This window comes from Colwellia sp. C1TZA3 (assembly GCF_007954265.1).
In the GTDB taxonomy this organism is placed as follows: domain Bacteria; phylum Pseudomonadota; class Gammaproteobacteria; order Enterobacterales; family Alteromonadaceae; genus Cognaticolwellia.
Window position 1 is genome coordinate 1 of sequence record NZ_VOLS01000101.1, and the last position, 5628, is coordinate 5628.

A 5628-nucleotide genomic window follows, 5' to 3' on the forward strand; every position below is an offset into this window, starting at 1 on the left:
GCGTCTACTCTGTGATCTTTAATGCTTTCAATATCTTGAAATAATGACATGATAAATAACTATTGTTAATTTTTGATACTGATCTGATCATCTCTTATCAATAAGGTTCAAAATTTCTTTATTATACAGTGCTATTTATTTGAAATGCGTGATCCCACCCTGGACCCAACACTATATTAGTACAAAAATACCTTGCCAATTTAAAGGTGACCAAAAAACTATGATTGGTTTTTCTACTGATGTAACCGAACTTTATCAACTGAAAGAAAAATTTAAACAACTGGCTAATATTGATGAATTAACTAGCATCTACAACCGTCGTTATTTTTTTGATAATGCTAATCGAGAGTTTAACCGTTCGAAAAGGCACCAACAGGCACTGGCTGTTATCTCGTTAGATGTTGACCACTTTAAGGCTGTTAACGATCAATATGGCCACCCTGTTGGTGATCAAGTGTTAATAAAAATTGCACAGTTGATTACACCCACCATTAGAGCCGAAGATATTTTTGCCCGTATCGGCGGTGAAGAGTTTTCAATATTACTACCTAACATCAATAGGTCTAAAGGCCTACAAACTGCGGAAAGACTACGCAATTTATTAGATAAAAATCCAATAATTATTAACAACAAGATAAAATTGCCAATAAAAATTAGTCTAGGTCTATCAGTTATAAAACCGAGCGATGGCTGTTTTCAAGACCTTTATGCCCGCTCTGATAGTGCTTTATATAAAGCCAAGTCTCAAGGAAGAAATCACGTATATATAATCGATTAACTCATCACAACCTTAGCGGCATTAGCCCCTCAAAGGTTAATTTTTAGTACCAAAGACAGATAGCTTTACGCTTAACATCATCAAGCCAATAAAACCTCATTGCCAACAAGGTAGCTATTAACCTAGAATAGCGACATTACTCATACTGTCTCAAAAAGGTTTTCTATGGCACAACCATTACCCGATAAATTCATCATGTCGATGAACCGCGTTTCCAAAGTGGTTCCTCCTAAGCGCACAATTTTAAAAGACATCTCACTTTCTTTCTTTCCTGGTGCAAAAATTGGTGTGCTAGGTCTTAATGGCTCAGGTAAATCAACCTTATTACGTATTATGGCAGGTCTTGATACCGAGTTTGAAGGTGAAGCAAAAGCACTTGCAGGCACTAACATCGGTTACTTGCCACAAGAGCCTATATTAGATGAAGAAAAAACCGTCCGTGAAATTGTTGAAGAAGCCGTTGCTGAAGTAAAAAATGCCATAGCACGATTAGACCAAGTCTATTCAGACTACGCAGAGCCCGATGCCGACTTTGACGCCTTAGCCAAAGAGCAAGGGCAATTAGAAGATATTATAAATAGCCAAGACGGTCATAATATTGACAACGTTTTAGAGCGCGCCGCTGACGCTTTACGTTTACCTGAGTGGGAACAAAAAATTGGTGTACTTAGTGGTGGTGAACGTCGTCGTGTTGCACTTTGTCGTTTATTATTACAAAAACCTGATATGTTGCTGCTTGATGAGCCTACTAACCATTTAGATGCTGAGTCTGTTGCCTGGTTAGAGCGATTCTTACACGACTACCCTGGCACTGTTGTTGCTATTACTCATGATAGGTACTTCTTAGATAATGTTGCTGGCTGGATTCTAGAGCTTGATAGAGGATATGGTATTCCTTATGAAGGCAACTATTCTGCATGGTTAGAACAAAAAAACACCCGCTTAGAGCAAGAAAGTAAAAGTGAAAGTTCACTGCAAAGAACTATCAAACAAGAACTTGAATGGGTACGCTCAAATCCAAAAGCCCGTCAGTCAAAAAGCAAAGCCCGTATGGCACGCTTTGAAGAGCTTAATAGCCAAGATCATCAAAAGCGTAATGAAACAAACGAGTTGTATATTCCACCAGGACCTCGTTTAGGCGATAAAGTATTAGATGTTAATAACTTAACAAAATCTTTTGGTGATAGAGTACTTATTGATGACTTAAGCTTTAGCGTACCTAAAGGCGCTATCGTTGGTATTATTGGGCCGAACGGTGCCGGTAAATCTACTTTATTTAAAATAATGTCAGGTGCTGAGCAGCCAGACTCTGGTAATGTAGAACTCGGTGCTACGGTTAAGCTTGCCAGTGTCGATCAATTTCGCGATGACATGGACAACAGTAAAACGGTCTACCAAGAAATATCTCAAGGCCATGAAATCTTGCAGATTGGTAGTTTTGAAATTCCAAGTCGTGCTTACGTAAGCCGCTTTAACTTTAAAGGTAATGATCAACAAAAGATCATTGGTGACTTATCTGGTGGTGAGCGCAACCGTGTTCATTTAGCCAAGCTTGTGCAAACCGGTGGTAACGTATTACTACTCGATGAACCGACCAACGATCTCGATGTGGAAACCTTACGCGCACTTGAAGAAGCACTATTAGAATTTCCTGGCTGTGCCATGGTTATTTCCCATGACCGCTGGTTCCTTGACCGTATTGCCACTCATATTTTGGATTACCGTGATGAAGGCCAGATCAACTTCTATGAAGGAAACTATACTGAATACGAAGAATGGTTAAAGAAAACTTATGGTCCAGCAGCCGCTGAACCACATCGGATAAAATATAAAAAAATAGGTTAACTAATTAGTTAACAACAATAAAAAGGCACCTTAATAAATTAAGGTGCCTTTTTATTAAAAGCGAGCTATGCTGAACAAATCACTTTGCTATAATTAAACTCCATGCAGAATAGACGTCAATTTACGCGCATCCTTTTTTCTATGTCGGCAGAACTCGCAATAGAGCAACAGGTATTTAGTGTCAATATTCATGATATATCATTAAAAGGCGCTCTGTTGTACACCGACACAAAAGGACTAATCCTCGAAAAAAAACTCGGTTTGTTATCATTTCAATTAGATGATTTTGGCGCTAAAATTAAAATGAAGGTTGTTGTTGCTCATCAAGAAGGTAATGAAATTGGGGTGCAATGCAAAGGTATTGATATTGACAGTGTGAGTTTATTAAGGCGCTTAATTGAGCTTAACCTCGCAGACGATGAGCAGTTTCATAAAGAATTGTCGCAACTAACCCGTGCTTAACACTCGCAACTCCCACTAATTTTTTCAAAGGATTTCTCATGAATCACCTTATTATTTCTTTTATCACCGAAGATCGCCCTGGCATAGTAAAAGTGTTATCCGATCTCATTAGTAAACATAAAGCCAATTGGCAAGAGTCTAGTTTGCATCACATGTCAGGCGTTTTTGCGGGCGTTATCGACATTACGGTTGCCGCTGAAAACTCAACAAATTTAGCCACCGAACTCGCCGCCTTAGCAGGCTTTAAAATGCAAATAGAACAGGTACACCCTAATGACTTAGTGCCTGAAACCTTGCTTGTTTTAGAGCTAACCGCAAACGATAGAGCCGGCATAGTGCAAGAGATATCGTCAGCTATTCATCAACATGGCGGTAATTTACTTAAACTCGTCAGTAAACAAGAAAGCGCACCACATTCAGGCTATGAGTTATTCAAAGCAAAGGTCACCATTTCTACTAATAAAAAAGATATCGACTCGATGATTACGGCACTTGAAAACCTAGCTGATGACTTGATGGTAGATATTTCGCGTTAAGTTAGCACTTACTATTTGAATCCAAGCTATTTAAAATAACCATAAGCAATGCATAAGTACGTTATTTATTAACACCGTTTATTCACGTACAAGGATGTAAGTCATTAGAGTAATGCATGGAGCAATTACCGAGAAGGTTAAGAACGGCTGTGTACTCGCGATATACTTTCGTCCTAAACATCGCTGCTCTTTCACATCCATGTGAGCGCAGCATACCGTTCGTCCTGAACATAAAAAGTCCGCCTTCATTTTTGAGTGCGGACCTTTTTATCTGTTAGATTGCTATGAGCTAAGCTTCTATGTGCTAGTTTTTTATAAGCCTAACTTTTTAAATTCTTTTGCAGCAACTGAAGCGGGTAATGGAATATAACCGTCTTTCTCGACGATGCTTTGGCCTGATTTTGATAATACCATTTTCAAAAATTCAGCTTCCATCGGTGCTAAAGGTTTAATCGGGTGTTTATTCACATAAACATATAAGAAGCGTGATAATGGATACGTCTTAGAAATTGCATTTTCCATATTAGCTTCAATAAAGTTTTCACCTTTTTTCGACAGTGGCAATGCGCGAACACCTGAGGTTTTATAGCCAATGCCTGAATAACCAATACCATTTAACGATGCAGAAACAGATTGTACAACCGATGCTGAACCCGGCTGTTCGTTAACACTATTTTTAAAGTCACCTTTACATAGTGCTTTCTTTTTAAAGTAACCGTAAGTGCCTGAAACAGAGTTACGGCCGTACAATTGCACATCTTTACCAGTCCAATCACCCGTTAGCCCTAAATCTCCCCAGCGTTCAACATCTTTTAAAGCACCACATTTACGGTTATTTGAAAAGATAGCATCGACCTGATCTATACGAAGGCCTTTTATCGGGTTGTCTTTGTGAACAAACACAGCTAAAGCATCAATCGCCACTCGAACAGCGGTGGGTTTATAACCATAACGTTTTTGGAACGCTTCAATTTCACGTGACTTCATCTTACGACTCATTGGCCCAAGATTAGATGTTGCTTCCGTTAATGCCGGTGGCGCTGTAGATGAACCCGCCGCTTGTATTTGCACATTAACATTGGGATAAGTGCGTTTAAACTCTTCCGCCCAAAATGTCATCATATTAGCTAGCGTATCTGAGCCAACAGACGATACATTGCCTGAGACACCACTGACTTTTTTATAGCTTGGTAAATCATTATCGACTGCAAATGCAGAAAAATTGATAAGGCTTGATAAACCAATAACGCCTAATGTACGTTTTAAACTCATGTTACTCTCCGGTGAGACTGTAATTAATTTGACAACACTATAGAAAGTGAATGTGACAATAATAAGTAAAGTTTGTGACACTTGTATGACAAGTCTCAAAAAGCGGTCAGCTTTTAGTTAAAAGCAATCGCTGACTGTTTAGCTTTGATCATCATGCTATGCGTTAGCTAGACGGTTGACAGACTGAAGTTTGACCGACAAAACAATGACCAAACACTACATGATTACCTGTAGGCTCTTTGTAGGCTGGCTTTAGCCCGTTAGGTTTTAAAAAAAGCTGTCAGTAAAAATAGCTATCAGTTTTCAATAAATAGAAAAGTAGCTGTTATTTTTAAGTTTATTGGTAGAGGTCTGGGCTTTTGAGTACTAGGTTAAGTATTTAATTTTAAAGTAAAAACACCAAAACCCTAGTGAACTTTATCTTTAAAACTAACTTGCTGACCAAGTATATAGGCACAAAATATATAGCGCCTTAGCGTTGCTAAGTGATAGATCTGATGGCTTAAACTATACAGATAATAAATGTAAAATGAATTTCAAATAATTTTTATTATTCTTAGATTAGTTATTTGAATCTAGGATAGACAAATACCCCAACAATGAGCTTTATACCAATCCCATTAAGTTATTGCTCACTTGTACTAGTTAAAATAGCTCAAGGCTGTGTTGCTCTCAATCCCAATAGCCAGCTATTGCTCAATCGAGCGCCTTACCTTGAATTATTTTTCCTGCGCA

At 38.4% G+C, this 5628-nt stretch carries 5 protein-coding genes; 4 read left to right on the top strand and 1 reads right to left on the bottom strand.

What is annotated here, in order from left to right:
* The first annotated feature begins 220 nt into the window (after nt 1–220).
* From ESZ39_RS16955 to ESZ39_RS16970, 4 genes are all read left to right on the top strand, one after another.
* Nucleotides 221–778, top strand: a complete 558-nt coding sequence (locus ESZ39_RS16955; RefSeq protein ID WP_146881104.1) for a GGDEF domain-containing protein — start codon at nt 221–223, stop codon at nt 776–778.
* A 165-nt stretch (nt 779–943) separates the two neighbouring features.
* Nucleotides 944–2623: an energy-dependent translational throttle protein EttA gene (gene ettA / locus ESZ39_RS16960; protein WP_146881105.1), complete on the top strand. Its 1680-nt coding sequence runs from the start codon at nt 944–946 to the stop codon at nt 2621–2623.
* A gap of 102 nt (nt 2624–2725) precedes the next feature.
* On the top strand, nt 2726–3085 hold the full coding sequence (locus ESZ39_RS16965; protein WP_146881106.1) for a PilZ domain-containing protein: 360 nt from the start codon (nt 2726–2728) through the stop codon (nt 3083–3085).
* Nucleotides 3086–3123: 38 nt separating this feature from the next.
* Nucleotides 3124–3621 carry a glycine cleavage system protein R gene (locus tag ESZ39_RS16970; protein WP_146881107.1) on the top strand — a complete coding sequence of 166 codons (498 nt, stop codon included), beginning with the start codon at nt 3124–3126 and terminating at the stop codon, nt 3619–3621.
* Between the two features lie 312 nt (nt 3622–3933).
* Here the strand turns inward: ESZ39_RS16970 and ESZ39_RS16975 are convergent, their stop codons facing one another.
* Nucleotides 3934–4893: a PstS family phosphate ABC transporter substrate-binding protein gene (locus ESZ39_RS16975; protein WP_146881108.1), complete on the bottom strand. Its 960-nt coding sequence runs from the start codon at nt 4891–4893 to the stop codon at nt 3934–3936.
* Nucleotides 4894–5628: the final 735 nt, after the last annotated feature.

Bases quoted from the DNA above. Each gene is read 5' to 3' on its own strand.
- ESZ39_RS16965 (WP_146881106.1), top strand. From the start codon at position 2,726: ATGCAGAATAGACGTCAATTTACGCGCATCCTTTTTTCTATGTCGGCA.
- ettA (WP_146881105.1), top strand. From the start codon at position 944: ATGGCACAACCATTACCCGATAAATTCATCATGTCGATGAACCGCGTT.
- ESZ39_RS16955 (WP_146881104.1), top strand. From the start codon at position 221: ATGATTGGTTTTTCTACTGATGTAACCGAACTTTATCAACTGAAAGAA.
- ESZ39_RS16975 (WP_146881108.1), bottom strand. From the start codon at position 4,893: ATGAGTTTAAAACGTACATTAGGCGTTATTGGTTTATCAAGCCTTATC.
- ESZ39_RS16970 (WP_146881107.1), top strand. From the start codon at position 3,124: ATGAATCACCTTATTATTTCTTTTATCACCGAAGATCGCCCTGGCATA.